Source organism: Sphingopyxis sp. H115 (genome assembly GCF_001468465.1).
Classification (GTDB): Bacteria; Pseudomonadota; Alphaproteobacteria; order Sphingomonadales; family Sphingomonadaceae; genus Sphingopyxis.
This window is the reverse complement of record NZ_LNSA01000023.1, coordinates 26216-51278: the sequence shown is the minus strand read 5'-3', so window position 1 is coordinate 51278 and position 25063 is coordinate 26216. Positions and strand designations below refer to the sequence as shown.

General features: G+C 63.0%; 27 protein-coding genes and 1 pseudogene. 21 read left to right on the top strand and 7 right to left on the bottom strand.

The window, feature by feature from the left end; genetic code table 11:
* Position 1: 1 nt before the first annotated feature.
* From ATE71_RS15540 to ATE71_RS15495, 10 genes are all read left to right on the top strand, one after another.
* Positions 2 to 610 (top strand): TraV family lipoprotein, encoded by a 609-nt coding sequence (locus ATE71_RS15540; RefSeq protein WP_058804245.1) that lies wholly within the window; start codon positions 2 to 4, stop codon positions 608 to 610.
* Positions 607 to 3135, top strand: a complete 2529-nt coding sequence (locus ATE71_RS15535; protein ID WP_054588711.1) for a TraC family protein — start codon at positions 607 to 609, stop codon at positions 3133 to 3135. Before ATE71_RS15540 ends, ATE71_RS15535 begins: the two co-directional genes overlap by 4 nt.
* A complete protein-coding gene (locus tag ATE71_RS15530; protein ID WP_054588712.1) occupies positions 3132 to 3464 on the top strand; it encodes a hypothetical protein in 333 nt (110 codons plus the stop codon). Before ATE71_RS15535 ends, ATE71_RS15530 begins: the two co-directional genes overlap by 4 nt.
* A 285-nt stretch (positions 3465 to 3749) precedes the next feature.
* Positions 3750 to 4376, top strand: a complete 627-nt coding sequence (locus ATE71_RS15525; protein ID WP_054590308.1) for a hypothetical protein — start codon at positions 3750 to 3752, stop codon at positions 4374 to 4376.
* Positions 4377 to 5036: 660 nt separating this feature from the next.
* Complete coding sequence (locus ATE71_RS15520) at positions 5037 to 5990, top strand: TraU family protein (protein ID WP_039581037.1); 954 nt, start codon at positions 5037 to 5039, stop codon at positions 5988 to 5990.
* Between the two features lie 327 nt (positions 5991 to 6317).
* On the top strand, positions 6318 to 8264 hold the full coding sequence (locus ATE71_RS15515; protein ID WP_321164285.1) for a hypothetical protein: 1947 nt from the start codon (positions 6318 to 6320) through the stop codon (positions 8262 to 8264).
* Entirely contained in the window at positions 8261 to 9370 is a 1110-nt protein-coding gene (gene traN, locus ATE71_RS15510; RefSeq protein WP_039575491.1) for a conjugal transfer protein TraN, read from the top strand. The genes ATE71_RS15515 and traN overlap by 4 nt, the downstream gene beginning before the upstream one ends.
* Complete coding sequence (locus tag ATE71_RS15505; protein ID WP_054588714.1) at positions 9342 to 10235, top strand: type-F conjugative transfer system pilin assembly protein TrbC; 894 nt, start codon at positions 9342 to 9344, stop codon at positions 10233 to 10235. Before traN ends, ATE71_RS15505 begins: the two co-directional genes overlap by 29 nt.
* Entirely contained in the window at positions 10207 to 10806 is a 600-nt protein-coding gene (locus ATE71_RS15500; protein ID WP_054588715.1) for a S26 family signal peptidase, read from the top strand. The genes ATE71_RS15505 and ATE71_RS15500 overlap by 29 nt, the downstream gene beginning before the upstream one ends.
* Positions 10803 to 11681 carry a conjugal transfer protein TraF gene (locus tag ATE71_RS15495; protein ID WP_082665250.1) on the top strand — a complete coding sequence of 293 codons (879 nt, stop codon included), beginning with the start codon at positions 10803 to 10805 and terminating at the stop codon, positions 11679 to 11681. The genes ATE71_RS15500 and ATE71_RS15495 overlap by 4 nt, the downstream gene beginning before the upstream one ends.
* Before the next feature lie 35 nt (positions 11682 to 11716).
* Here the strand turns inward: ATE71_RS15495 and ATE71_RS15490 are convergent, their stop codons facing one another.
* Complete coding sequence (locus tag ATE71_RS15490) at positions 11717 to 12127, bottom strand: type II toxin-antitoxin system VapC family toxin (RefSeq protein ID WP_054588716.1); 411 nt, start codon at positions 12125 to 12127, stop codon at positions 11717 to 11719.
* Positions 12124 to 12375 carry an AbrB/MazE/SpoVT family DNA-binding domain-containing protein gene (locus ATE71_RS15485; protein WP_039575504.1) on the bottom strand — a complete coding sequence of 84 codons (252 nt, stop codon included), beginning with the start codon at positions 12373 to 12375 and terminating at the stop codon, positions 12124 to 12126. The genes ATE71_RS15490 and ATE71_RS15485 overlap by 4 nt, the downstream gene beginning before the upstream one ends.
* A gap of 94 nt (positions 12376 to 12469) precedes the next feature.
* On the opposite strand from ATE71_RS15485, the gene ATE71_RS15480 reads away from it, so the two are divergent.
* The 3 genes from ATE71_RS15480 to ATE71_RS15470 all read left to right on the top strand — a co-directional run bounded on the left by ATE71_RS15480 (position 12470) and on the right by ATE71_RS15470 (position 14189).
* Positions 12470 to 13000: a hypothetical protein gene (locus tag ATE71_RS15480; RefSeq protein ID WP_052208289.1), complete on the top strand. Its 531-nt coding sequence runs from the start codon at positions 12470 to 12472 to the stop codon at positions 12998 to 13000.
* Between the two features lie 192 nt (positions 13001 to 13192).
* Positions 13193 to 13468, top strand: a complete 276-nt coding sequence (locus ATE71_RS15475) for a hypothetical protein (protein ID WP_223181289.1) — start codon at positions 13193 to 13195, stop codon at positions 13466 to 13468.
* Between the two features lie 4 nt (positions 13469 to 13472).
* Positions 13473 to 14189, top strand: coding sequence for a nucleotidyl transferase AbiEii/AbiGii toxin family protein (locus tag ATE71_RS15470; RefSeq protein ID WP_052208291.1), 717 nt, complete (start codon positions 13473 to 13475; stop codon positions 14187 to 14189).
* Between the two features lie 300 nt (positions 14190 to 14489).
* Here the strand turns inward: ATE71_RS15470 and ATE71_RS15465 are convergent, their stop codons facing one another.
* Together ATE71_RS15465 and ATE71_RS15460 are read right to left on the bottom strand one after the other, a co-directional pair.
* A complete protein-coding gene (locus tag ATE71_RS15465; protein WP_058804244.1) occupies positions 14490 to 14897 on the bottom strand; it encodes a PIN domain nuclease in 408 nt (135 codons plus the stop codon).
* Complete coding sequence (locus ATE71_RS15460; protein ID WP_058804243.1) at positions 14894 to 15088, bottom strand: type II toxin-antitoxin system VapB family antitoxin; 195 nt, start codon at positions 15086 to 15088, stop codon at positions 14894 to 14896. Before ATE71_RS15460 ends, ATE71_RS15465 begins: the two co-directional genes overlap by 4 nt.
* Before the next feature lie 289 nt (positions 15089 to 15377).
* Here ATE71_RS15460 and ATE71_RS15455 point away from each other — a divergent pair, with 289 nt between their 5' ends.
* Together ATE71_RS15455 and ATE71_RS15450 are read left to right on the top strand one after the other, a co-directional pair.
* Complete coding sequence (locus tag ATE71_RS15455) at positions 15378 to 16775, top strand: conjugal transfer protein TraH (protein ID WP_234178595.1); 1398 nt, start codon at positions 15378 to 15380, stop codon at positions 16773 to 16775.
* A gap of 5 nt (positions 16776 to 16780) precedes the next feature.
* Positions 16781 to 20521, top strand: coding sequence for a conjugal transfer protein TraG N-terminal domain-containing protein (locus ATE71_RS15450; protein ID WP_058804241.1), 3741 nt, complete (start codon positions 16781 to 16783; stop codon positions 20519 to 20521).
* Here the strand turns inward: ATE71_RS15450 and ATE71_RS15445 are convergent.
* Complete coding sequence (locus tag ATE71_RS15445) at positions 20518 to 21039, bottom strand: hypothetical protein (RefSeq protein WP_232014686.1); 522 nt, start codon at positions 21037 to 21039, stop codon at positions 20518 to 20520. The two genes, ATE71_RS15450 and ATE71_RS15445, sit on opposite strands and share 4 nt — an antisense overlap.
* A gap of 173 nt (positions 21040 to 21212) precedes the next feature.
* Positions 21213 to 21611, bottom strand: a complete 399-nt coding sequence (locus ATE71_RS21835) for a MarR family winged helix-turn-helix transcriptional regulator (protein WP_082665249.1) — start codon at positions 21609 to 21611, stop codon at positions 21213 to 21215.
* Positions 21612 to 21836: 225 nt separating this feature from the next.
* Here ATE71_RS21835 and ATE71_RS15440 point away from each other — a divergent pair, with 225 nt between their 5' ends.
* The 3 genes and pseudogenes from ATE71_RS15440 (at position 21837) to ATE71_RS21830 (ending at position 23007) form a co-directional block, all read left to right on the top strand.
* On the top strand, positions 21837 to 22076 hold the full coding sequence (locus ATE71_RS15440) for a ribbon-helix-helix domain-containing protein (protein ID WP_058804239.1): 240 nt from the start codon (positions 21837 to 21839) through the stop codon (positions 22074 to 22076).
* Between the two features lie 3 nt (positions 22077 to 22079).
* Positions 22080 to 22508: a putative toxin-antitoxin system toxin component, PIN family gene (locus ATE71_RS15435; RefSeq protein ID WP_058804238.1), complete on the top strand. Its 429-nt coding sequence runs from the start codon at positions 22080 to 22082 to the stop codon at positions 22506 to 22508.
* Positions 22509 to 22626: 118 nt separating this feature from the next.
* Positions 22627 to 23007 (top strand): annotated as a pseudogene (locus tag ATE71_RS21830) (PRC-barrel domain-containing protein).
* Between the two features lie 143 nt (positions 23008 to 23150).
* Here the strand turns inward: ATE71_RS21830 and ATE71_RS22570 are convergent.
* Positions 23151 to 23339, bottom strand: a complete 189-nt coding sequence (locus ATE71_RS22570; RefSeq protein ID WP_160328055.1) for a hypothetical protein — start codon at positions 23337 to 23339, stop codon at positions 23151 to 23153.
* 321 nt (positions 23340 to 23660) lie between these two features.
* Here ATE71_RS22570 and ATE71_RS15420 point away from each other — a divergent pair, with 321 nt between their 5' ends.
* From ATE71_RS15420 to ATE71_RS15410, 3 genes are read left to right on the top strand one after another with little or no spacing between them, the layout of a single operon-like run.
* On the top strand, positions 23661 to 24098 hold the full coding sequence (locus ATE71_RS15420) for a helix-turn-helix domain-containing protein (RefSeq protein WP_160328054.1): 438 nt from the start codon (positions 23661 to 23663) through the stop codon (positions 24096 to 24098).
* Entirely contained in the window at positions 24037 to 24435 is a 399-nt protein-coding gene (locus ATE71_RS15415) for a hypothetical protein (RefSeq protein WP_058804234.1), read from the top strand. Before ATE71_RS15420 ends, ATE71_RS15415 begins: the two co-directional genes overlap by 62 nt.
* An 18-nt stretch (positions 24436 to 24453) precedes the next feature.
* Entirely contained in the window at positions 24454 to 24948 is a 495-nt protein-coding gene (locus ATE71_RS15410; RefSeq protein ID WP_136173716.1) for a hypothetical protein, read from the top strand.
* Positions 24949 to 25063 lie beyond the last annotated feature (115 nt).

Genomic DNA, 25063 nt, shown 5'->3' with positions numbered 1-25063 from the left:
GATGACCGATATGTCAAACCGGCGCCGCGCGCGCCTCTGCTCAGCCGCACTCTTGCTTGCCGGCGTCTTGCCACTCTCAGGGTGCGCAACGCTCGGCTCAGCGATGTCGCCGTACAGCGAAAAGTTCAGCTGCAAGAACGACGATCACGGCCAGTGCATCCATCCCGAGAAAGCCTATGAGGATGCGGCGGAGGGCCGGGCTTCGCGTTCGGACCCGGCGGTGACACGCGACAAGATATTGCTCAAGGCGAACCAGCGCGGCACCGCGCGCCGAGGACGCAGCGATGCTGATGCCTATGGTGATTACCGCGACAGCGTCTACCGGAAGCTTCAGGGGCTGATCGAGGCGCCCGAGGCGCCGATGCTGCGGCCGGCGCAGGCGGTGCGAACACTGATCCTGCCCTATGCCGATCGGAACCGGCCCGACCGGCTCTATATGCCGCGTTTCGTCTATTCGGTGCTTGAGCCCCCCTCCTGGGTCGTCGGCGGCTATCTCGTGCCGCCGGTCTCAGCCGCGGCGCGCGTGCCGGTGCTCGAGCAGATCCGCGAGGTGCCCGGAAGCGAACTGACGCCGCCGGTTGTGCCCGCGCGCGCGGAGCCGCGGCCATGAAGGCGCCCGGAACCGGCGGTGGTCTTACCTTCTCCGACCTGCACCGCGCCGTTGCGCGCGACCGCTATTCGGATTTCCTCCCGCTCGTCGCCTGGGTCGAGGAAGAGGAAGCCTTTCTCTGCATCGATGATGGCTGGGGCTATGCTTGGGAGTTGACCCCTACCGCCTATATGTTCGCGCATGTTCACCAGGCGCTGCTCGGCCTGTTCAACGTCCAGTTTCCCGAGAACAGCGTCGTCCAGCTTATCAGCTTCGCCGACCCGCTGATTGCGCCAGCGCTCGACGCCTATCTCGACCTCAAGACCCGGCCAGATCCGCTGATCCAGGCATCGGCGCGCCGGACGCACGCTTATCTAAACGAAGGCCGGAACGGGCTTGGCGCGCTCCACGGCATTCCGGTGCGTGATTTCCGGACCTTCCTCGCTGTCAAAACGCGCGCCCCCATGCACAGCGACCTGCGCCGCCAGATCGAAGAGCAGCTTGCCAAGCTCGGCATTCGCCGCGTCGAGCCGCACGAAATGATCTCCTTCTATCGCCGTATCTTCAACGGCGTCTTCGAGGACGCTCCTGGCGTATTCGCCAGCGGTGCAGCCGGGCACCCCGCCCCGCCGATCCGCAAGCAGATCGTCGATGCCGGCCCCGATCTCGCTTTCGACGGACCCGAAGTGTTCCTCGGGGGCCAGGTCGCACGCTGCCTGACGCCGAAAGCGCCGGCGAGGCGGGTTACCGCGGAACACATGAACCGGCTGATGGGCGGGATGCGCGGGAGCGCCGAGGACAGCGACCAGATTGGCGGCCCCTTCCTCTATTGCCTCAACATCCTCTTCGACCATTCGCAGTTCGAAATTCACAAGCGCGCCCAGATATTGTCGGCGCAGAAAGCGGCGGGCAGCTTTGCGGTCGAGGTCGGCAAACAGATCGAGGAAATCGGCTGGGTGCTCGACGAGGCCGGCAACAGCCGTTTCGTCTCGGTCATGCCGACCGTCTGGGTGTTCGGCCGCGATTCCCATCACGCCCGCGAGATGGCCGCGCGCGCCAAGCGCCTCTGGGAAAGTGAACCGCTGCCCTGGATGGTGCAGGAAGAATCCTACCTCAATCCGATCTTGCTGACCGCGAGCCTGCCGTTCGGCCTTTATCCCGAGCGCCGAACGATCAAGATGCTCGAGCGCGATTTCCGGATGCCGGTGAAGGCGGCAGCGCTGATGGCGCCGATCCAGACCGACTTTCGCGGAGGCGGCCGCCCTGCCCTGCTCTATGTGGGCCGCAAGGGTCAGCTCGTCACACTCGACCTCTTCGATCCGCGCATCAACAATTATAATTTTGTGGTCGCGGCCGAAAGCGGCGCGGGCAAGAGTTTCCTCCTCAACGATCTCTGCCGGCAATATTATGCCCAGAACGCCCTCATCCGCATCATCGACATTGGCGGATCCTACCGCAAGCTCTGCACCCTCTGCTCGGGTCGTTATATCGACGTCGGCGAGGAACGGCTGGTTCTGAACCCGTTCGACCTCGGGCTCGCGCTAGACGGCGAGGACAAGCATTCGGCGATCGCGATGGCGGTCGCGATCGTTGCCGAGATGGGGAACGCGGCGACGCGCAAAGGCGTTTCGACCTCAGAATGGAATCTCATCAAGTCGGCCGTCCAGTGGACGATCGATGGGGGCTATGCCGATGAAGGCATCGACTCGGTCCGCGCCTGGCTCGGTGCCTATCCGCAATTTGCCGCAGCCGATCTCGACCGTGTCGAGCATCTGAAGCCGGTCGCGCGCGAGCTCGCGTTCAATCTCAGGGATTTCGGCTCGGATGGCGCTTACGGGCACTTCTTCAACGGGCCGTCGACCTTCGACATCTCCGCCGACGAGTTCGTCGTCCTCGAGCTCGAGCGGCTGAAAGCCATGCCTGACCTGTTCAACGTCATCGTCATGGTGGTGGTAAATGCGGTGACGCAGGAGCTCTACCTCTCGGCGCGCGACCGGCCCCGCTTCGTGCTTTGTGACGAAGCAGCGCAGTTCATGACGAAAAGCGATGGTCAGGATCTGTCGCGGCTGGCTGAAGCCTTCGCACAAGGCTACCGCCGTGCCCGCAAATATCAGGGCAGCTTCGGCATCGTCCTCCAGTCTATGAACGACCTCACGCTGTTCGGCGGCACAGGCCAAGTCATCCTCGAGAATGCGGCGACGCGGTTCCTCCTGCAAGGCTCCACCTATGATCGTGCTGTCGAGAGCAAAATTCTTGACTATTCCGGGTTCGTCCTCGACCTCCTGAAATCGGTCCGCAACAACAAGCCGAACTATAGCGAGGTCTTCATCGACTCTCCGCTCGGGCTCGGGGTCGCGCGGCTTGTCGTCGATCCCTTCAGCTACTGGATCAACACCAGCGCGCCCGGCGAAGTCGCGGCGTTCGAAGCACTGATCCGGGCCGGGCGATCGCCGCTCGAGGCTGTGTGCGAGCTCGCCGACGTCGATCCCCGCGAGATATTGGGCGATAGCCGCGACTTGCCGCGAGCATCGGAGCCAGCGGCATGAAGCGGCCTTCGCTCCATCCCGACGAGCTAGCGATGCAGCTCGACGCCATGTTGCCCGCCGATCGGGCGCTGTTCGACGCGGCCGTTGCGGCAGTGGCCGAGCGGCAGGCACTGGGTTGGCGGTTCCGGCTCGTCATGATCGAATCCGTCATGATGGCTGGCCTCGTTCTCATCGCCGGACTGCTGGTTGACCAGCCGACGTCGCTGTTTACGCAGGCGTCGGTGACGGTCGGAATCGCTTGCTTCGCAAGCGGGCTGGTCCTGATCTGGCTCTCGTCCGTGACGAGCGGTCTGATGCTCCGGTGGCGCGGTCATCGGCGGACACGATGAACGGCCTCCTCTCCCACGCTCCTTCGCCCATCGCGGTCAGGTTGGCCGTCGGTGGCCTGATGCTCGGCCAGGCGCAAGCCCTCATCCTCTTCGCCGCGCCCGGCCCAATCGCGAACTCGCCGCGATCGCTCATCGTCGTGCTGAGCCTTCTCTCGTTGGTTTCACTTGTCGGTGCGATCATCGGTGTTGGCAGCTCCGATCCGCGAGAAAGATGGAGGAGATATCGTCGTGGAACATGATCGCGGTAGCATTCGAGTGGCCGCCTGGCAGTTTGGCACCTCGTTGATGCTCGTGTTTGGGGCATTCGTCATCGCCGCCACGGCGCGTGGACAGACCGCGGCGATCGGGCGCACCTGGGCGATCGCTGAACCCGATGCCCTTTCTGAAATCGAGGCGCGCGTTGCGCAGCAGCCGAAAAGCATCGCGGGTCGTTTCGGTCCGCGTGAGAAGTGGAGCGCAATGCAGTCAGCCGCCCTCGGCGTTGCGCGCGCGAACAGGAAACGAAGCGTCGTGCCGTTCCACACGCTCGATTTTGAGGTCCGGTTGGACGACGGCAAACTGCTCTATCCCAAAGGCTACACCTTCAACCCCCTCACCTATGTGTCGATGCCGCAGCGCCTGATCGTGGTTCATTCGCGCGACCTGAACTGGGCGCTTGGCCACGCGCGGGCGAGCGACTGGATATTGCTCGCCGGAGGCGGCCCGGAGGTGACCGACCCGATCGCACTCGGAGAGAAGGTTGCGCGCCCGCTGTTCATTCTCGAAGAGCGCGTGAAGGAGCGGCTCGATCTTCGCGTTGCGCCGGTCATAGTCGCGCAGGTCGGACAAAAGCTCGAGGTCAGCGAGTTCGCGCTTGAACGAAAAGGCCCGGCTCCCGCGAGCCAAATCCTACGCTCGGCGAGCACGCCGTAATTTCGCCAGCTCTTTTTTGGCGCCTTCATCCAATCGCAAATCCGGTCATCCGCCTATTCGGACGCCGCGACCCAGGGGAGCTCTAATCGGAAACGAAGACAGAGTTCTTCATCTTGACGCCCGCCTGGCTTCGGCTGGACGGGCGTCTTTTTTTACTTCGATGAAGTTCGCAAGATTCCGCAGGGTCCCATTTGGCCCGATCGTCGACTTCGTTGATGCCTGGAGGAACTCGCTTCGCAAGAAGCGAGCTTTGGTGCCTTCCCTTCGCCATGGTCTGGTCCGCAAGGACGCGACGGGACCGCGAGCAGACATCTGATCGGCAAATCCAACCTCAGCGTCACGGAAGCCGGCCCCGCACCGCTGATAGCGGCAACGATGTGCCCATCCGCGGCATATCCTTTCCCATCTGGTTGCGACGAGCATGTCGGCGGGTCCATCTCCGCTTCGGGCAGGCCAATCGCCCATACAGAGCGCCGAAGCCTCATCCAACCTTTTCAGCGCCCTACCTGGCGGAACGGAGAAGTCATGCCAGCTTGCCGACACTTGCGCGCGACTTCCGCATCGGGGAGCAGCGGCGCCAGGCGCCAAGTCGAGCCGAAGAAGACGCGCCGGTCCTTTCGCTGGGCGGTACCCGTCGGGCTCGGCGCAGTTCTCGCTTTCATCCCCGCTCCAGCGCAAGCATCCAAATGTCCGAGCGACACGATCTTCAACCCGATCACCAAGGTGCGTTGGAACTGCATCTTCCCCATCACCATCGGCGGCGTGCGCGCCGGCAGCTACGACAAGCTCGACAAGGCGCTCGACGCACAATCGGCGTCGAAACCGCTGTGTGCGTGCCGCAAAGGTGCAACCTTCTGGTTCGGTGTCAAGGTCAGTTTCTGGACTCCGAACCGGATGATCGACGTGGTGACCGAACCCGGCTGCATGATGGCGCTCGGCACGGACATCATGGCGACCGGCGGCAAGCTCCAGGGCAGCCAGTCGTCGATTTCGGACGGCACGAACACGACGAAGTTGTTCGCGCAGATGCACTATTATGTCGCGCCGGTCTGGAAGATGCTCGACATGTTCAGCGATCTTCCGTGCCTCGAGGATGACGGTTTCGACGTCGCGCTGATGACCGAGGTGATGCCGACCTGGCAGTCGGGGACGCTGGGAGCGATCATCCAGCCCGAAGGCATCCTGTTCGGCAATCCCGCGGCCGGCCTTGCCTGCATGTCCGACAGCGCCGCGGCGGCAGCGGGCAAGGTCATCGACCCGCTCTTCTGGTGCATGGGCAGTTGGGGAAGCACCTATCCTGTCGCCGGCGACATTCACATGGGCGACCGCGTCGAAGCCTGGGCGGGGCTGGCAGCGCGCGGCACGTTCATGATGGGCCGGCTCGGCGCGCTGACCATCCATTCGGCGGACGGCTGCTCGTTCAAGCCGCAGCCGATCTGGACCAAGAGCCGATACAAACTCCAGCTCATGGAGCCGGTGAAGGGCGGCAAGTGCGTCAACATCGGCCGTCCCGGCGCGCTCTGGACCTCCGGCAAACACGCGCCGGGCAAGGACAACGCCCAGTTCATGCTCTTCGAGAAAGCGATCTGCTGTGCCGGCATTTCGACGCCCTGACCCGGCACTTCCCGATCGTCTCGTGCGCAGCCCGGAATCGGCCCGGTCTGCCCGCCACAGCCCCGGTGGCTGCCGGCAGGCGCGCGAGGCGGGAGCGGCGCCCTGCCCCCTCTCGGGCGCCGCTCCACCTGCAGACGATACGGGTAAATTGCCATCGCCACAAGCGAGACCGGCCCTGATCCCGCCGTGTCCTCGGGTAAAAGCGGTGCTCACGGTGTTCGACGGCCAGGCCGTCTATCGGCACCTCTCGCCCGGATCCGATGACTTCCGGGCGGGAGACCTGTTTCGGCTCGCGCATGGATCGCGCACTGTGGACGGTGATCGTTCGTGAAGCGCTCGGTTTCTCTCCTGTTGCTGCCGATGGCGGCAATGGCTTCCGCCAGCACACTGGCGCAGTCAGTCGAGGACCGCGCGCGCGCAGCCGCGGAAGCTTCTCGCGCGAAGTCCTCGACCAGCAAGGCGATCCAGGAGAATTACCTCACCCCCGGCCTCAGCGGACAGCCGATCGCGACGGTCGATCGCAGCCAGAGCTTTACGCCGAGTCTCGCCTGCCAGAAAACATCGAGCCTCCTCGAAATCCTGATCCAGCCTGACGGCACGGGCGACATCAACACCGTCCGCATCGCCCGCGACACCGATCTCGACGGCAGCTTCGACCGCGTGTCCACCTTGCCCGTGCCCGTCTCGGGCATCTGCGCCAACGGCGTCATCGCTTGCCAGCCCGGAAGCTGGAACGCGTGCAACTATCATCGTTGGAACGTCGATGTCTCGGGCGACCTGGGGCTCGCCGCCGCCGAAATGGCCGAACTCGCGGGCTGTTACTGCGTCAACAACAGCTGCGGCGCGAATCTCGTGATGGACAATCTGCCGTCGGTGCTCAAGGATCTCGGCGGCGGCGCGATCGGCGCACTCACGAGCCACGATCCCCGCGTCGGCGTGGCCGAGGCGCGCATCAACGGCCCGCTGATCCAGTATGTCGGAGCGCAATCAACCGCCTGCACGGCTTTGCCGGACCTTCCGCAAACAGCCTATCGCGGCCGTCCGACTTCGATCCTCGGCGACGCCGCGGCGACCGCAGCCGGAAGCTCGCTGTTCCAGAGCCTCAAGGGATCGCCCGCCGGCATCGGCAAGGCCGAACAGGTCCGCGCCTGCACGATCGAACGCGACGTCACACTGCGGCCGCTCGCGTATGAGGATATCGTCTCCGCGACGGGCGTCATCTATTCGGTTCAGGGCTGCGGCGAAGGCTGCCGACGCTTTCGCATCATCGGAGATGGCAATTGCAGTAGCGCGCCGCCGATCTTCACCGCGCGCTTCGAAGTCAGCGACCCCGCGAAGCTCCTGTCGGCGCGGATCGTCGAGATGGGCGCCGACGACTGGGTCCAGGGCCGCATCAACGGCCGCGTCGTCGGCTCCGCGGGGCCGCGTCCGTGGCTGACGACAGGATTGCCTTCAGGCGACTGCCGCACCGATGGCGGCGCGGCGCGCAATTACACCTCCTATGATTTTACCACCGACCTGCGGGCGGGGCCGACGACGGTGTCGGCACGCGTGCGCGGCGGCGGCGGCGGTGCGCCTCTCACGACCGAATGGGGACTGGTCGACGTCGAGATTCGCGTTTCGGACGCATGCGAACCGAGCGACCGGCTCGTCGACCAGTGCGAAGATATTGGCGCCAATCAAAAGTGCCGCCTCGACAGCGAGAGCGTCGATGGCGTCCAGACGTTTCTGAACGGCGTCGGCACCGGCCTTCGCCCCCTCCCGCGGTCGCGCCAGTTCGGCACGGGCAGTTGCACCGCTACCCTTACCCGCGACTTTTTCCTGCGCCAGCGGACCTATAAATGCGCGATCGACACCGGCGCGATGCCCGAACCCGACCTGTCGCGCGGCGCCTATATCATCGATCGTTCGACCGAGACGCTGCTCGCCGACCGCGTTCGGACGGCCGACGGCGGCAGCGCCGCGTCTACGCGCGCCTTCGCGCTTCCCGATCGCGGCTCGGTTCCAGCTTGCGAGGCGGTCTGCAAGACGCGCTCTGCGAAAGCCAATACCGACGCGGCGCCTGCGGGCGTCGTCGGCGCGCAGCAGACCAGCCCGACCGGCTTCGACACCTTCTATCACGCCTGCTCACCGGGCAATGTCTGTCCCGCCGGTCCCGGCGAGACCATCGTCACGCCCTGCGGCTGCCTTGATACCTTTCCCGAGGCGGTGGTCATGATGCAAACGGTCAGGCTCGCTGGCGCCGATCTCGCCTGCACGGCGACAGCGCGATGATGGGCCGCTTTCTCTTCTGGCCGTCGCGCCTCGCGCTGATCCTGTTCGGCATCGTCGCCTTCGCGCTCGCCGTTTACGCGTCGGCAGCGCAGGCGCAGCAGATTTGCGCGGTCGACCTCAATGGCAATGGTGACGCCGACGACGCGGGCGAGACCGCTAGCTGCGTCGGGATGCAAGGTGGTAGCTGGCAGTGCCCGATCGAACGGGCATCGTGCGCGCCCGAGCCCGGCGGCGCGTCGTCCTGCCCGCTTGGTTCGCAATATGCGTGCGAGACGCTGGCGAGCGGCGGCGTGCCGAGTTGCTCGCCGAACGCCTGCATCGATACCGCGGCAAACCCGATCGAGGATGAACCCGTCGTCGACGATCCGGGCGCGCCCGCCGACGGCGAAGTCGACACCGACGGCAATTGTCTCGGGAACATCGAGATATTCGGCGGCCGCGCGCTGCGCTGCCGCCCAGCGGGCCTCAAGACAACCTTTTCCAACTGCTGCAAGGACAAGGGTAAGATCGTCAAGGACGGAATGGGCTCGTCGATCGCGTCGACGCAGACGAAGATCGCGATCGCCAAGGGCGTGTTCACCGGAGCCCAAGCCGCCTATGCCGCCTTCCAGGCGGGCGCGACGGCAAGCCAGGCGGCGAGCGCGGGCGCCAATGCGATCATTGTCGGCATCGATCCGACCTCGATCGCGATCAGCCTCGCGGTCAACGTCATGATCGAGTTCCTCCTCTCCTCCTGCGACCAGCAGGACATGGAGACGGGCATGCTACGCGGCTCGGGCATGTGCGTCGAGGTCGGCTCCTATTGCTCGTCGAAGATCCTCGGCATCTGCGTCCAGAAGTCGCGCAGCCATTGCTGCTTCAATACCAAGCTCGGCCGCATCATCCAGGAACAGGGCCGCCCGCAGCTGAAGTCGTTCGCGGATGGCTGGGGACCGGTGAAGACGCCGAACTGCCGCGGGTTCACGCCCGAAGAGTTCCAAGCGCTCGACTTCAGCCGAATGGACCTCTCCGAATATTATTCGGAAGTTCAGGCCCGCGCGCAGGCCGACATCCAGTCAGACATGAAGGATCGTATCGATGCCTATATGCAGGCCATCGGCCGCTAGGCGCCGCGCCGTACTCGCGGTGGCGCTCGCCGACGTAGCCGGCATCGCCGGCCTTGCCGCAGCGCAAATATCGCCGGGCATCGACGACAACCCGTCGGCGCGCGAGAAGGTAGAACGCGAGGGCGAAGCGGCGATGGACCGGCTGAAGGGCGCGGTGTCGCGCCGCAAAGCCCAACAGCAAAACGGCCCATCTGACCTGCCGAAGCCGAGCGAGGTCGAACGCCGGCGCGCCTTCGAGGCGATGCGCGACCGTGCCAAGTCGCCAGCGATGGAAGCCCGCGCCCGCGATGCGCTTGAGACCGGCAAAGACCGCTTCGCCGCAGAGCGCGAGGCGATGGCGAAGCGGCTCGGCCAGGCACTCGGGCTCGAAGCGCCCGAGATCAAGGCCGTCGCCGATGCCGGTCCGGCGCCGGCGGCGAAAGGCTGGGTGCCTGTGCTGTTCGTCTCCTCGTCGATGCCGTCGTCAACGCTGCGCACCTATGCAGCGCAGCTCGAGAAGGCACGCGGTGTCCTCGCGTTTCGCGGCATGCCGGGCGGGATGGCCAAGGTCGCGCCGATGGCGAAGCTCACCGCCGAGATTCTCCGCCTCGATCCCGGCTGCGAGGGACCGGCATGCGTGATGCGCGACGTGCAGGTGATCGTCGACCCGCTGGTCTTTCGCCAGCACGGCGTCACCCGCGTGCCCGCGCTCGCCATGATCCCGGGCGATCCGGTGCTCCCCTATTGCGAGCGCGAGGAGGAAAGTCCGCGCGGGAGCCATATCGCTTACGGCGATGCCGCCCTTTCCGGTTTGCTCGAAGAAATTGCCCGCCTCGGCGGAAAAGAGGAGGTGCGCGATGCTCAGTCTCGCCTGGAAGGCCGGTAAGCATCTGGCGATCGGTTTGAAGGGACTGCCGCGGCGCGCAGCCGTTGCGCTCGGCAGTCCGGGGCTCGGCGAGCCCGCGCGCCCCGACCGGCTCTGGAAGGCGACGGCGATCGTTGTGCCACTCGGGCTTCTGACGTGCTGGGCGATGCAGCAAGCCATTCTCGTGATGTCGCCGTCGATCGACGCCTGGGCGGTGCGCGCGGCGCCGGGGCCGATCGAGAAGGGCGATTTCGTCCTGTTCATGCTCTCCCATCCGCTGGCCGGCCCCGAACCGGTCAAGGTGACCAAGCGCGCGCTTTGCATGCCCGGCGAGCGCATATCGCTGATCGAGAAACCGTCGACGATGGAGCCCCACGCCATGGACGGGTGGTATTATTGCGACGGCGTCCTGCTCGGCGTGACCAAGCCCTACGGGCGAAATGGCCAGCGGCTCGACTATTGGCGGCCCGATCACGGGCTGATCCCGCCGGGATTGATCTATGTCGGCTCGCTGCACCCGAGCGGGTTCGACAGCCGCTATTACGGACCGGTGCCGATCGCGCGCCTCACCCGCATGGAGAAGCTGCTGTGATCCGCCCTGCCCTCCTCGCGGCGCTCATCACGGCCTTCCCCGCCGCCGCGCAGCCGACCTCACCCACCCGCGAACCGAAGCAGGGCTATTGGTGGTATCAGGCACCGCCGCCGGTCGAAGATGCGGATGCCGAGCCCGACGCGCTGATGAAGCCGGCGATACCGCCGATGGCGGAACTGGCGACATGGACGCCGCCCAAAATCCGCAAGCTGATCGAGCAGCAACGCGACTATGCAGCGACCGTGCTCACCGTCGACGCGGTCGCGGACTTCTGGCGGCTGCAGGACTTCGCGCGGCGCAAGGCACGTGCGTTCGCAGGCGTGACTCAGATCGCCTTGCTTCAGAACCCCGAACTCAATGCCAAGTCCGCCAACCCGATCGTCGGCGACGCGCGCGCGGCGATGGGTGCCGAGAAGGAAGCGGTTCGCCGCCGGTATCTCCGCGCCCACGCAAGCCAGTTCGCGCTCGTCATGTTCTCGCGGAATTCCTGTGGCTATTGCCGGGTGCAATGGCCGATCCTCGAACGGTTCCGCGAGGAGACGGGCTGGCAGGTCACACAGATGGATCTCGAGCGCCGACCGGAGCTCGGACAGCGCTTCGGCGTCGAGGTGACACCGACGACGATGGTGATCCGCCGCGACAGCTCGGCAAGGATGGTGATCGCGTCGGGTGTCGAATCCTATCCCAATCTCGCGCAGACCACATACCAGGCCGTGCGGCTGATGCTCGGCGACATTCGGCCCGAACAGTTCCTGACCGGCGCGGGCGAGGAAGATGGTTTCTTCGACGCACTCGGCAATGGGCCGGTTTCCGCGACCGATCCCCGTGTGTTGGGCGGCGACCTCGTCGGTGCGGGCTTGGAGCCGCGTCGATGACAGCGTCTATTGCCGAGCAGCGCAGCGCAGTTGGATCAAGCTTTCGATTGATCGGGGTTCATCGCAGATTGCCCATGCTTTGCCAGAAGGCCAACAGCGCCTCGATCGAAGCTCACGAAGGTCTCGCCTCCCAGCCATTGGCCATCGTGGGCGATGACCCCATCAGCGAAGTCTCCACCTTGCTCCAGTATTGCAAGCCCCGCTTCAACAGCCTGTCGGTCCGCTGCGACATTGCCGGCGTCGATAAGCAATCTGACCGATGCAGCGACCCTTGCCGCCTCATAGCGATACACTTTTCTGAGCACCCAGCAGAACTCGCACAAGGCCGGAAGCGTCACAGCAACAAGTTCTGCTTCCTTCAGGAGCTTTTTTGCCAAGGGGCTTTGAACGGGATCGTCCAGCGTTGCGGATCGGACGAGGATATTGGTGTCGGCAGTAATTTTCACAGCTGTCCGGCCCAGCCCTTTTCAATGGCCTCATTCATCTCCTCGATCGAGATGGGCCGCTGGCCTTCCCGCTTGAGTGACCCGAAGAAATCCTCAATCTTTCCGGAAGGCCTGATGGCCCGAATCTTGATTTCACCGCCGGGGAGTTTGTCAAAGCTGATCTTGTCGCCTGGATGGACGCCGAGATGCCTGAGCAATTCCTTCCGCAGCGTGACCTGCCCTTTCGCGGTAATGGTAACAGCGTTCATGTGGCGAGTCCTTTCAATAGCACAAGGTAAGAGCAAATCCCCTTACCTGCAAGGCGAGTTCAGTATGTTGGCGCGATGTGCAAGCGCGCTGAGCATGAGCATCCTAGTCATTTCGCCCGGCATGGCGCAGACTGTCAGCCGCGAGGATGCAGCGCGCGCCGCGATCCATCCGGTCGGAACAACTGCGGCGATGAACCACTGGCTCTCGCGCGTTCCGGTGACGCGCGCTTTCCCGCCGGACTTTACCGAGGAACTGCGCGGACGCAGTTCGGCCTTCGTCGTCGAGATGAGCACCGCGCCCGGCTGCGTTCCCTGCGCCGATCTCTGGACCAAGCTCGGAAGTCTGGGAAGGCGATATGGCTGGCAGGTCCGCGCCATTTCCGCGCAGGAAGCGATGCTGCGATCGGGCCGGCTCGGCTTGCCCTGGATCGGGCATCCGGTCGCATGGGTGCGTCCGATGAACGATACGAACCGGATCATTCCAATCGCCGTCGGGACCGATCATGCGCCCAATTTAGCGCGCAACCTCTATCTCGCCGCGAAGATGCTGACGGGCGTTCGCCCAGCGGTAGGCGTCCGCGCACTCTCGAAATTCACTGGAATCGTTGGGGGCCCGTCGCGATAAGCCGGACGGAACTTTCTTAGCTCTGGCGCGGAATCTGCTTGAAACATCAAAGCCATGATGCATGCTTCATAAGCTGAATCTGGTCTTGTCATTATTGCCTCGCGTCGGGCGTAGGACGCGACCTGAGCGAGATTCTTGTTTTGATAACCGCTCGCGACTATATGAAAACAACGATCCAAACAGGATCGTGTTATGAGTGGAATGATGGCAAACGCTGTAACTCAAGTGCTGACGACGGTGAACGCCCCTTATGGGGCGGCCGTTTCCGCACATCAGCTTGCTGCCATGATCGTCGACTTGAAGAGCGCGATTGACTGCAACGCGCCGGTTTTCGCTTTCTTCTCCGAAGTGCCGCTGAACGTCCAGGAACAGTTCATGGCAGCGATGGGCGTAGACGCAAGTCAAGCGAGCCAAGTCGCCGATAAAATCTCCGAACTTTCGGGCTACACGCTACCGCTGGCGGCCTGACGCCGTGTCTGCAAAGCGGCCGAGCGAATGGCCGGTCCTTTTCAATCTCGCCGTAGATATTCTTGACCATTTCAGGAAGGCGAACGGCTTCGCGCCTCAGTGGAGCTTCGGCGGCGGAACCGCACTGATGCTGCAGATCGATCATCGTGAAAGTCACGACATCGACCTGTTTCTGGACGATCCACAAATCCTCCCATTTCTCAATCCGGAAACGCAAGGCATCAAACTCGATCACGCTCCTGACAGCTATCAGGCAGGCACCGATATGCTGAAGCTTGCTTATCACGATCTGGGCGAAATTGATTTCATCTGCTGCGACAGCATCATTCCAGATCCAACACGAGCGCACGACGTTCAAGGTCACGCCATCGCGCTTGAAACGCCAGCGGAAATCATCGCTAAAAAGGTCTTCTATCGCGGTTGGAGTTTCCAGCCGCGCGATATGTTCGACCTTGCAGCGGTCGCCGAGCATTTTGGACCCGACTATGTAGTCGGGGCTATTGAGCATTGCGGCCGCGCGAGGTGCGAAACGGCTCTGGCAGTCATCAACAAAACGAATCCCGCCTATGTTGAAGGGATTATTGGCCAGCTCATGCTTCGCGAAAAGACGCGCAATCTCGTTGCCCACTCCCGAGAAATCAGTCGAGACCTGATCGGACGAGCTTCAGCGAAACAGCCTATCCTGAATCCGGATACCCGGCCGCATGAGTCCGACCGGTGAACGATACGAACCGGATCATTCCGATTGCCGTTGGCACCGAATCATGCGCCCAATATCGCGCGCAATTTATATCTCGCCGTAAAGATACTGACCGGCATGCGCCCTGCAAGCCGGGGTCCGGGCGTTTTCGAAATTCACGGGAATTGTTGCTCAAGGGCCGGACATCTCACCGCAACGCCGAGCAAAGCCATAACTTCGAGCTTATTCCGGTTGGATATCCGTTCAGGGCGAAGAAGCGAAATCGAGCAACGACTTATCCCTGCAAATCTGGAGCTACGATCCAGATTTGCAGGGATCACATCATCGGCGTGCGTCCGACATGGCCGACGAGAGTCCGAGATGTTCCACGAAAGGATCAAAATCGCGGTCGCTGTAGAGCAGTGCTAACCCGTCTTCTATGCAACGGGTGGCGATAAGCGTATCGATGGTCTTGCGAATAGTGGCCCCTTTGCCGCGTAGTGCCCGAAAGTTTCGGGCCGCCTGGATCGCGATATCGCGACCTCCGATATCGATCTGGTCGAGAGACCCCATCAATCTCAGCCCGACGTTGAAGTCGCGGTCGCTGGTGAAACCCTGCAGGACTTCAGCCAGAATGATGTCGCCGGTCAGCAGTGGCTCGGCGCCTAGCAATGCGTCTAATCGTTCCGTCTGCGGTGTGGCATCGCCCCGGAAATAATCGATCCAGACGCTGGAATCGACGAGGATCACCCGTCGGTTCTCATGGCATCAAGATCGCCCGTCCAAGCGAGCTTACCCCGAAACTTCCGAATCTCGTCCTGTTTGCGAAGCCGAAGCAACGTCCGCAAGCCGAGCTCAACGGCCTCACGCTTTGTCTTGAGGCCCGTTGCCCGGAGAGCTTCGCTCATAAGATTATCGTCGATGACGATGTTGGTCCGCATGATGTGTATCCTTTTCTTAGATCATACACATACGAACCTTTGAAAGCGTTTGCAATCCATCACGGCATCTTGCCGACCCTGAAACATGGGACGAGGCGATGATCGACATGGCAGTGGCCCATTTCGCGTGGGACATATTGGCGGAAGGACCTTGCCTCTGAGAGGCGCGTACGTGCCTCTGCCCTTGTCGCGAGAGGTCAACACAAGCGACCCTGAGCGGGTTCAGCCTGCCACATCCCGCCCCTGAGAAAGAACGCTGATGTCCTCGCTTGGCGGCCGCCGCGCCATTATGATCGCCCTCATCCTGTCAACCTGCGGAGCCGGCGCGCCGGGAGCCTATGCCCAAAGCTGGGCCGAGCATTGGTTCGACAATGTGACCTACACGTCGCCCGGCAGTTTCGAGGACCAGGCGCGCGGTTATGTGACCGCGGGCGGCTTCTCGGGCCGCGTCGACGTCCACAACGACTATCTGATGAGCGTGACGCTGCCCAAGGTGCGCGCGGGCTGCGGTGGCATCGACATGTTCCTCGGCGGCATGTCGTTTCTCGATCCCGACTATCTCGTCCAGAAGCTCGAGAGCATCCTGCAGGCCGCGCCCGCCGTCGCCTTCCAGTATCTCCTCGAAACCCTCGACGAGAAGATGGGCAACATCATCTCGAAGATGGAGGCGGCGACCAACTTCCTGAACTCGATCCAGGTCAACGACTGCCGCCTTGCGAACCGCATGGTTCAGATCGCTCGAGGAGACGACAATATGTCGGGGATCATCGAGGAGATGACCGGCTATCGCTCGATCAAGCAGGGTTATGCGAAAAGTTATCAGCAAAGCCGCGAGAAGATTGAGGCGAACAATAATAATCCGACCGAGGATCTGAAGGAAGCGCTCGCCAACTGCCCGCGCGAGGTCACCGACATCTTCCGCACCGGCTCGCTGCTCGCGCACGCCGCCGCGCGCGTCGGCGCCAGCGAATGGACCAGCGTGATGCGTGCGCGGGTCGGCGATGTTTACATGCGTTGGGACGCGACCGACAAGGTGCCGCTCTTTTCGGCCATCCCTGCCTGCCCGCGTCAGGACACCGAAGGCGTCGAGGATTTCCTGACCGGACGTGTCCAGGCCCGGTCGCTCAACGTCCCGCCGACCAGCGCTGACTGCGCGACTGACGGGCCGGGCCGCGGCGCGCTCGTCCTCGCGCGTGAACGGATGCAGACGATCGCGACCAAGATCCGCACCCGCGCCGCGCTGACTGCCGAAGAGCGCCAGTTCGTCGCCAATGTGAAGACGCTCCCCATCTACCGGATGCTCGAATGGGGCGTGCGCGAAGGCGTCGAGGATGCCGTGATCGGCGATACCGACGAACTGGTCGCCCTGACCCTCGCCTACCAGATGCTCAATGATCTCACTCGCAGCATCGATTTCGCGCTGTCGAATGCCGAGCGCGGCACGTCGGCCGCCGGTGCCGCCGACGCAGGCAATGCCAATATCTGCCAGACGCGCATCCTCACCAAGGGGATAGAGCAGCTGCGCGATCTTCGCGAGGAAGTGCTGCGCCAGCGCGCGCAGATGCGCCAGTCCTATATGGCGGCGCTGAACCAGGCCAACCTCTCGGCGAACTATGCCGGGCTCGTCCGCCAGCGCGACCGCGACGCGCGCGACGCCGCCGGTGCCGCCGCTAACCGCAATCGCTGATCGCGATGTGCTCCCGATTCCTTTCCGCGCTGATCGCCGCCCTCGCCGCCACCGTGCCGACCGCTGCGCTAGCGCTCGAAACCAGCTTCCACACCTATGACGGGTTCAACGAGACCGTCGACGCGTTCCGGCTCGTCTCGATGATCTTTGCCGATCCGCGCTACGAAACGCTGGTGCTCATCGTCGCGGTCGCCGGGATCGCGCTCGGCGCGCTACTCGCGAGCGTGCGCGGCAACGGCATGGGGATCGTCGCTTTCGGCTTTCAGACGCTCGTCGGCATCGGGCTTTTCGTCGGCATGGTTGCGACCACGGGCACCGTCCATGTCTACGACCGGGTCCGCAACGCCTATCAGCCCGTTGGCGACGTCCCGAACCTGATCGTTCTCGTCGCGGGCGTCACCAATATGATGGAGCGGGCGATCGCCGAGACGATCGACGATAATACGATCGACCCCAATGCCAAGCTCGAGTTCGGTGCGGGTGGTCACAGCTTTGACTTGTTCCTGAACGCTGTTAGCCCGCGAGGGCCGATGACCGACACCTTCCTCGATGCAACGATCAAGGATTATGTCCGGCAATGCTATCCCGTCGCGCGCGTCTCTCCCGCCTATGGCATCGACGACGATCAACTCTTTCGTACCACGAACGATCTTCCCGCGGCTTTTGCCGCGATGTCTGGGCCGGCGACCTTCAGCACCGTCTTCACTGCCACCGACAAGGGCGGAACAACGGTGAGCTGCACCGAGACTTGGACGCATATCTCGGACCGGCTTTCCGATCCGTCGCTGTTCCACGGTTACAGTCAACAGGTCTGCGAGCGCACCGGCTATGACGTCTCGAACGCGGCTCAGCTCCAGCGCTGCCGGTCGAACCTCGGAGCGCTCGGTGACAAGATGCTCGCGACGCCGCTGACGCTCCAGCAGCTGATGACGAACATCAACCTCGGCAACGCCGTCGGCGACGTGCTGTTCGAAGATAGCCCTGCGACCGCCGCGCGCGTCATGGCGAACCGTGCCGTCGTCTCGAGCGGTCTCGCCACCATGTCGACGGCGAACGAATGGATGCCGACGATCCGCGCCACTGTCTTCGGCATCATGCTGTTCATGATGCCGATCGCGCTGCTCTTCATCCTGACCCCGATCAACCTGCGCGTCGCGAGCTTCGCGCTTGGCCTCTTCGTCTTCGTCGCCATGTGGGGCGTGATCGATGCCGGAATCTACCAGCTCACGCTCGGCCGCGCGATGGACGTGCTTGCCGAGATGCGCTCGAACCATGTCGCGGCGAACGCCTGGATGCTGGCGCCAGGTTCGGCGATGAAGGCGCTCGCAATCTTCGGAAGCTTTCGCACCGCGGCCGCCGGGCTGGCCGGCGCCTTTGTCTTCACCGTGTTCCGCTTCTCGGGCAATGTGTTCACCTCCTTCACCAGCGGCGCGCTCGGCGTGCAGGGCCAGGGCACCGCGGCCGCCACCCCGATCATGACGCATGAAGGCCGCGCGCAGGCGCTCGAGGCGCAGGCCTCGGCGACCGGCACGACCGCACGGCGCAGTGCGGCGTCGAGCTTCGGGCACTTCGGAGAGCGGTCTACCTTCGGTACCAATCGCGCCTTCGGCGCCGCAGGTGGCTATCTCAGCGATCGCACGCCTGGCGCGCCGGGAGCGACCGGCTTCGGGCTCGGCGTCACGGACGCCGCACGCGAGCTCGGGGGGCTCGCCCCTGCCCTCGTCGGCCGCGACCTCACTCATCCCGCGACGGCCGCAGCGGTGCGCGCCAATGCGACGACGTCGGCGATCCACAATTTCGCCGAGAAGGACGCGCTACGTAGTCTCGGCACGAGCTATTTTGGGCCGGGCCAGGCGGGCGAACGCGCCTTCGCCGGCTTCGCGCAGAACATGGTGCAGTGGAAAGCCTTCGGCGATACGCGCGCCTACGACATGATGATGCAGGGCGCGCAGCGGCATTTCGAGCGCAATGGCTATGATCAGAAAGACGCTGCGCTGAAGGCCTCGACCGTGATCGCGCAGGCATCGGCCGACCCGACCTTCGCGAAGTTGATCGCCAACACGTACGACCAGGAGGCAATGCTGCGGAACGATCTCACGGCTGCGCAGGTCAACGTCGGCGCTATGGAAGGCCGACGCGACTATGCGGGCGACAATGTCGCGGGGATCGAACGCCGCAACGTCGCGACCGAGCAGGCGTGGCGCACCGGGAACAACGAGGGGCAGCGCAATTCCGCGTCGATGCTCGGCCTCTCCATCGACGAAACCTCGCGCCGCATCGGCTTCATCAACACCCTCTCGGGCGAGGCGCGCTCGTCGGCGATTACCTCCCTCTCCCGCGCGACGGGCCGCAATGAGGCGCAGGTCATGCGTGCGCTGGAAACCTATAACGCCTCGGTCCAGCTCGGCACCGCCGACGGCGCGACCGCCGAGGCGGCACGCGAAGGCACGAGCGTCTATGGCCGCACGCGCGAGGCCGCTGGTTACGATTTTGCCGAGCGCTCGGGCAAGCTCGATGCCCAGCGCGAAGTCGGCCACGATGGCGTGCGCGGCGCCGCGCGCATCGGCGAGCAGCGACGGCAGAGCGATAATTTCGGGTTTGCGGAAGGTGCGGCGGCTGCCGGCGTATCGACGCGCGAGGCGGCCCGGCTCGACGCCTTCATCCAGGCACTGAGCCGCACGGCGGGCAACCAGGTCGACATGGCCGAGGGTGGCGCGGCCGGAATTGCCGATCGTGCGCGCAACGAGCGGCTGACGCGGATCGTGGACAATGAGCGGTTGACACGCATGCAGGGGCTGCTGCGCAGCGAGGGCATCAACATGACCAAGCGCGAGCTCGCCATGGCGCAGAATGGCGATCTCAATCTCAATGTCTCGCCCGACGTCGCGCGGCAGCTCCGCGCCGCAGGCCTCATCAACGACAGCCAATATGGCACGATCGCCGAGGGAGGCCGCGCCCGGTTCAGCTTCGCGGACAACGACCTGCTCGTGTCGAGCAGCACCGGGTTCACGCAGTCCGCACGCAGCGACACCAGCACCAAATATGAGGCCGGCAAGCAAGCCGCACCCGATACCATCGAAAACATGCTAAGCAGCGGACCCGAGGGTCAGGCGATGATGGCGAACTGGCTGCGCGGTGGCTTCGAAATGGACCGCAACGGCGAGTGGCGGCTCAATCCGCAGGTTGCGGATACGCTTCAACGCGACGTGTCGGCGATCATGGCCCAGACGGGATGGCAGCGGGCTATATCTCGCTCGGCGCAAGACCAAATCTCAATGGGAACTGCGGTTGGCGGCAATGTCGGCGCAAGTGCCCAAAGCAGTGACTATGCGTCGCGTGGTGGTCCGGCCAAGGGTAAGGAACGATCACAGACAGCAACGTCAGGGAGCGTCGGCGGGAGCTTGGGATATAGCAGCAGCGACATGGGCACGAGTAACGAGACAGCTCGGGCCTCGCTCGATATCGTAAACTATGATGTACGCGAGGCGATATCCGCCGCAGAGCGGGCGGCTGCGCGCTCTGCAAACCCTGAAATGACATTTACGAGCGAGCTGAACCGTCAGGTGCTTGGCCCCGAGGGGCTGCGAAATCGCTACCTTGGGCAAGCCGATTCCGCACGTGGAACCGCCGATATTACTGGACCGATGACGTCGCTCGAACAATCCTCGATCTTGAGCAGTGGCCGATTTTCGACCGACCTAGCAAATGGTCCATTCGACGGAGATAGCAGCTACAAGAAGCGCTAATCTCGACGTCCAGGGTGCTGAAGGCTGAGTGGGTTGCCGATATATAGTCCGCCGGAGCGCGGATCATAGATGTCGACCGACCAATGAGGTCGCCCAAGACGCTCCCAGTGCTCGTCCTCCATCCTCATCTGCTCGAGTTCGCCGATTTCCTCGTCCGAGAGAGGCTCGCCAGATAGCGGCCTGTCGAGCCAAGCTTTGACGAACCCGAAACCAAGCACCAGTAGTGCCGTCGGCGGAAAGAACAGCATGTTGAGATAGCCTGCGAGAGCGCTGGTGTAGAACTCCGCCAGTGCCGGGACCTTCAGCGAGGCCACCGCGCCTGTCCAGTAGACCGGGATCGCCGCCCACCAGAGCTTCGCGTACCAAGGCTTCCAGAGCCAATTGCGCGCAACGGGCGGCCGCGCGGTCTCGGCTGTTGATACGTTGGAAGGTTGGCTCGCCTGCATGGGTTTTCTCGGTCGGCAGCCTATCAGAAGATGCCGATTGAAGGAATCGAAAGAGTTTCCGGAAATGGACATATTGCCTTCCCTGATCCGGTGAGCATCCAGCCATCTCCTGTTCCCATTTGCAACTTCACACCAACGTCAGCTTCCCTCCTCCTCCCTTGGACTTGAGGCCGGATTCCCCGTCCCTCGCTTAGGTATGATAGATTGTGTTCTGGACGATCGAGAACGCGGCGGCCAATCAGATTCTATCGGAGCGGCACATTCGCCCGGGACTTCGCATAGTCGTCTAGAATGCACCGCAGGGTCGCTCGACCGCGAGCGGTCAGGGCGATGTTCGTTCGGCGCCCGTCGTGAGGATCGCGCTCGCGAGCCACAAGTTTCCGCGATTCCATCTCAGTTGTCTGCCGCGTCGCCGTCGGAACCGAAACGCCACTCGCATATCCTAGGCTTGAAACCGGCAGCCCTTTACCGACCGTATCCGCGACATAGAGTTCCAGTAGCATGATCCAGCCCGCATGGCTCCAGTCTTGCTTCTTGAGGTACCGCGCAATGATCTGCCGTTCGACAAGTAGTTCACGGCAAAGGCCAAGTCGTCGAGCTTCGACATCGAACGGTGGATCATCTTGTTCGATCCGCGTCGCCATGCGTCCGTTTGCGCCTCGCGTCAGTTTGACGTGGAGAGCCGGAACGTCCGGCGCCGAGGTGGATGCTGCGATCTATTGTGTTCCGTGCAGAGGCTCGAAAATCGGGTAGGCTAAAATCGAGCCCCCCTGTGGTAAAGTCGATCCAGCGCATATGTCGGAATCGAATCTTGGCGAAAAAGATGGTCAGCGCTTATCCGCATAGGCGTCCATGAGGAGTTTTTGATTATGGGTGGTGCGACGCGCTGGACCGTCAATGTCGCGCCCGAAACCGACATTGATGTCCGCACATACCTAGCTCAGCGCGGAATGAAAAAGGGCGACCTATCGCGCTTCATTGAAGAGTCCGTGAAATGGCGCCTGCTCGATCTTACGCTCGCCGAGGCCCGCGCCGGTTTCGATGACGTCTCGCCGGAAGAGATGAGCCAGTTGATCGATGAAGCGATTGCGGATGCGCGTCGGAACTGATCAATGCGCGTTGTCATCGACACCAATGTGCTTGTCAGCGCCCTTTTGCACGGGCGGTCGCTTCCCTTTCACCTGATTGCCTTGTGGTGCCAAGGCAAGATCACCTTAATCACCTCTGCTGAACAGCTAGAGGAAATTCGGCGCGGTACGCGCTATCCCAAACTGCGGGCTCGCTTGAATCCAGCCGTTGTCGGCAGACTCGTCAATGAACTCAAGGGCAGCGCCATTGTTATAAAGAATCTGCCCGACGTGTCCGTCAGCCCGGATCCCTGGGACAACTATCTTCTGGCGACGATTGAGGCCGGGATGGCCGAACTTTTGATCACCGGCGATAAGGCCGACTTGTTGAGTCTCGGGCGCCACGGCGGGGCGCGGATTATCACGGTTCGGGAATGCCTGAGGCTGATCACAGGAACCGAGCCTGATATCTAGCGCCTCGTCGGCGCCAGAGCCGGCGTCCCTTCAGCCGAGACGACTCCATCTCATCGGCCGAAACTGTGAGAGCACGGCAAAGGGCCGCTTTGACTTCATCGACGCAGAGCCCGTGACGATGCCGAGTTCGCTATCGCTCGCGTGGTCGACTGGGGAGCCTAAGGAAACTCGGCGCAAGCAGAGGCGCTGGGCGATTGCGAAGCGCCAGGCGGGACTCGACCGCGACCGCGACCGCGAGAAGCTCGGACCGATCTACAATTTCATGGTCACCAAGCGCTAAGGTCGCGTCGAATATGCGGTCCTCCAGTTCGGCGGTCTATTCGGTCTTGGCAGCGACTATTATCCGCTGCCCTGGGACGTCCTGACTTACGACACCGAACAGGGCGGCTATGTCGTCGATCTCGACAAGAAGGTTCTCGAACAGGCGCCGCGCTATGGCGCCGATAGCAAGCCGACCTTTGATCACGACTATGGTCGCGGGATCAATTATCCGTTCTAGTTTCCGGCGCAGGATTCGGATGCGAGGTAACCGCATCGGAGGGCTGCCTCATCGGCGCGGACTGTCCCTGCGCGGCAGCACGAGCGGCAATCCGCCGACCGCCTGCCGCCGGCGATGCATATCATCTGCGACCGCATCAATGATCACGACGAAATGCTGCGGTCGATCGCACGGATGGATTTCACGGTCGCGCCGGGCCGCGGTGACGGGGCGAAGAATGGCGGCGGCCCCGATCCGCGCGATCCGACATGGGCGCCGCGCGGGCGCACATCGGCGTCACGGCCGTTCGGACGACCCCCGAACAAGATGAAATCCTCCGTATCCGCAGCCATGATTTTCACTAACCGGACCTTATCGCAGAGCACCCATACGAGATACTCGGTGAAGAAAAGCAAATCGTTGCCAAGGGTTGCCTGAAAATTCCGGTCCGCCTACTCCCGTGTTAAGTTGAAATTCAGAGAGAGTCGGGAACCGGCTCTGTTGACGGAATGCACGGGGAGCCGCTTGCAGAATCCGTCGGAAAGCAATGCTCGGGTCGAGAAAAAGAGGTGCTGTTTTAGATAGCGTAAGGGACTTGCCGTCCATTGATGGCAAGCAGCGCGCACTTGTCTGCTAGTGATGTAAAAGAGCCGAGCATCGCTCTCTGCGAACGCTTGGCCCCGCGCCAACGCGAGTGCCTCCGCCATGTCTATCGGCTCAAGACCTCCAAGGAAATCGCCCTCGAATTGGGTCTGGGCGTCGGCACCGTCGACACTTACATCAGCGAGGCTGTCGCCATTTTGCGCGCCCGCAATCGCCGGCACGCAGCGGAACTTTTCCACGCCTTCGAAGACGCCGCGATGACCCCCCGCAAAATGCAGTTGGAGAATACGGGGGTAGGCACCGGCCAGGCCGATGAGCCACCGGAGAAGGCGGAACCACCGCCCACCTCCTGGGTCAGGTTGCTTCCTCTACGAACCATGGGAGTATCTGCAAATGACCTCGACCCGTACCTCCGTTACTTCTGGCTCGTCTTCCTTGCGATCGCGCTTGCAGTCGGCTTCGGCATGCTCGCCGTCGGACTCGACGTCCTCTCCCGGCTTCTCGGATAGAAGGTCCGACGATGAAGAGCGCATCAAGCATCTGACCGAATCGCTGTTCGGCTACGAAAAACTGCTGCAGCAGATTTTCGCGGAAGGCGGGCGGCTCGCCACTGCGGCAATCGACGCGCAGACGCACCAAAATCTTTCGCCGCTGGTCGGACATCAGATATTGTCGGCCCTGACCAACGCGCAGCTCTCGGTTACCGGAGCGCTCGGTTACATGGCCGAAGGTCATCGACAGCTTGAAGTGCTGGCACAAAAGCTGGGCATTGATCCTGAAGCTTTCGGGGATGTCGTCAAGCGCCCAAGCGCGCGCGGCGCGACGCCCCTTGAATTGGCCGCCTGACCAAGGGGGCCGCTGCTCGTGATCGTCATTGTGGCATTCATGATCCTGCTCTTCCTCGTCTCTGCCTATGCGCAGTGGCGAGGCGGAGCCCCGGAAAGGACTGCGTCGATCTGCATGGTCATCGCCACGATGGGAACTTTTTGGGCCGGACTAAGCAATCCATCCTATCGCGACGTCGAATGGGAAATGTTACTTATCGATTTCGGGCTCCTGCTGGCGCTTTCGGCAATCGCCGGGGCGGCAGACAGATTCTGGCCGATCTGGCTGGCAGCCTTTCAGTTGGTTGCGGTCGCGGCACACGGCGTCACGGCATACAATCCCGAGATCTTGCCCGTCGCCTATTGGTGGATCGTAGGTAAGATCGCCTATCCAATGGTCGCAATCCTCGCCATTGGGACACGGCGACATCACCGCAGGACACGTGACGGGCTCCAGGAATATGCTTGGACTCATCAGCGACATCGCGCCGCATCTTCGCGCGCGAAGACGATCACACCCGCCCCGCGTTCCTGACTGATTCGTCGCATCGTCGCCGACGCGCGAACCGTGGAGGGGCTCTGTGGCGACCATTCCACGCCGGGATTGACCACAATGCTCAGTCCGAGACTCCACTAAGCATCGGTCATGT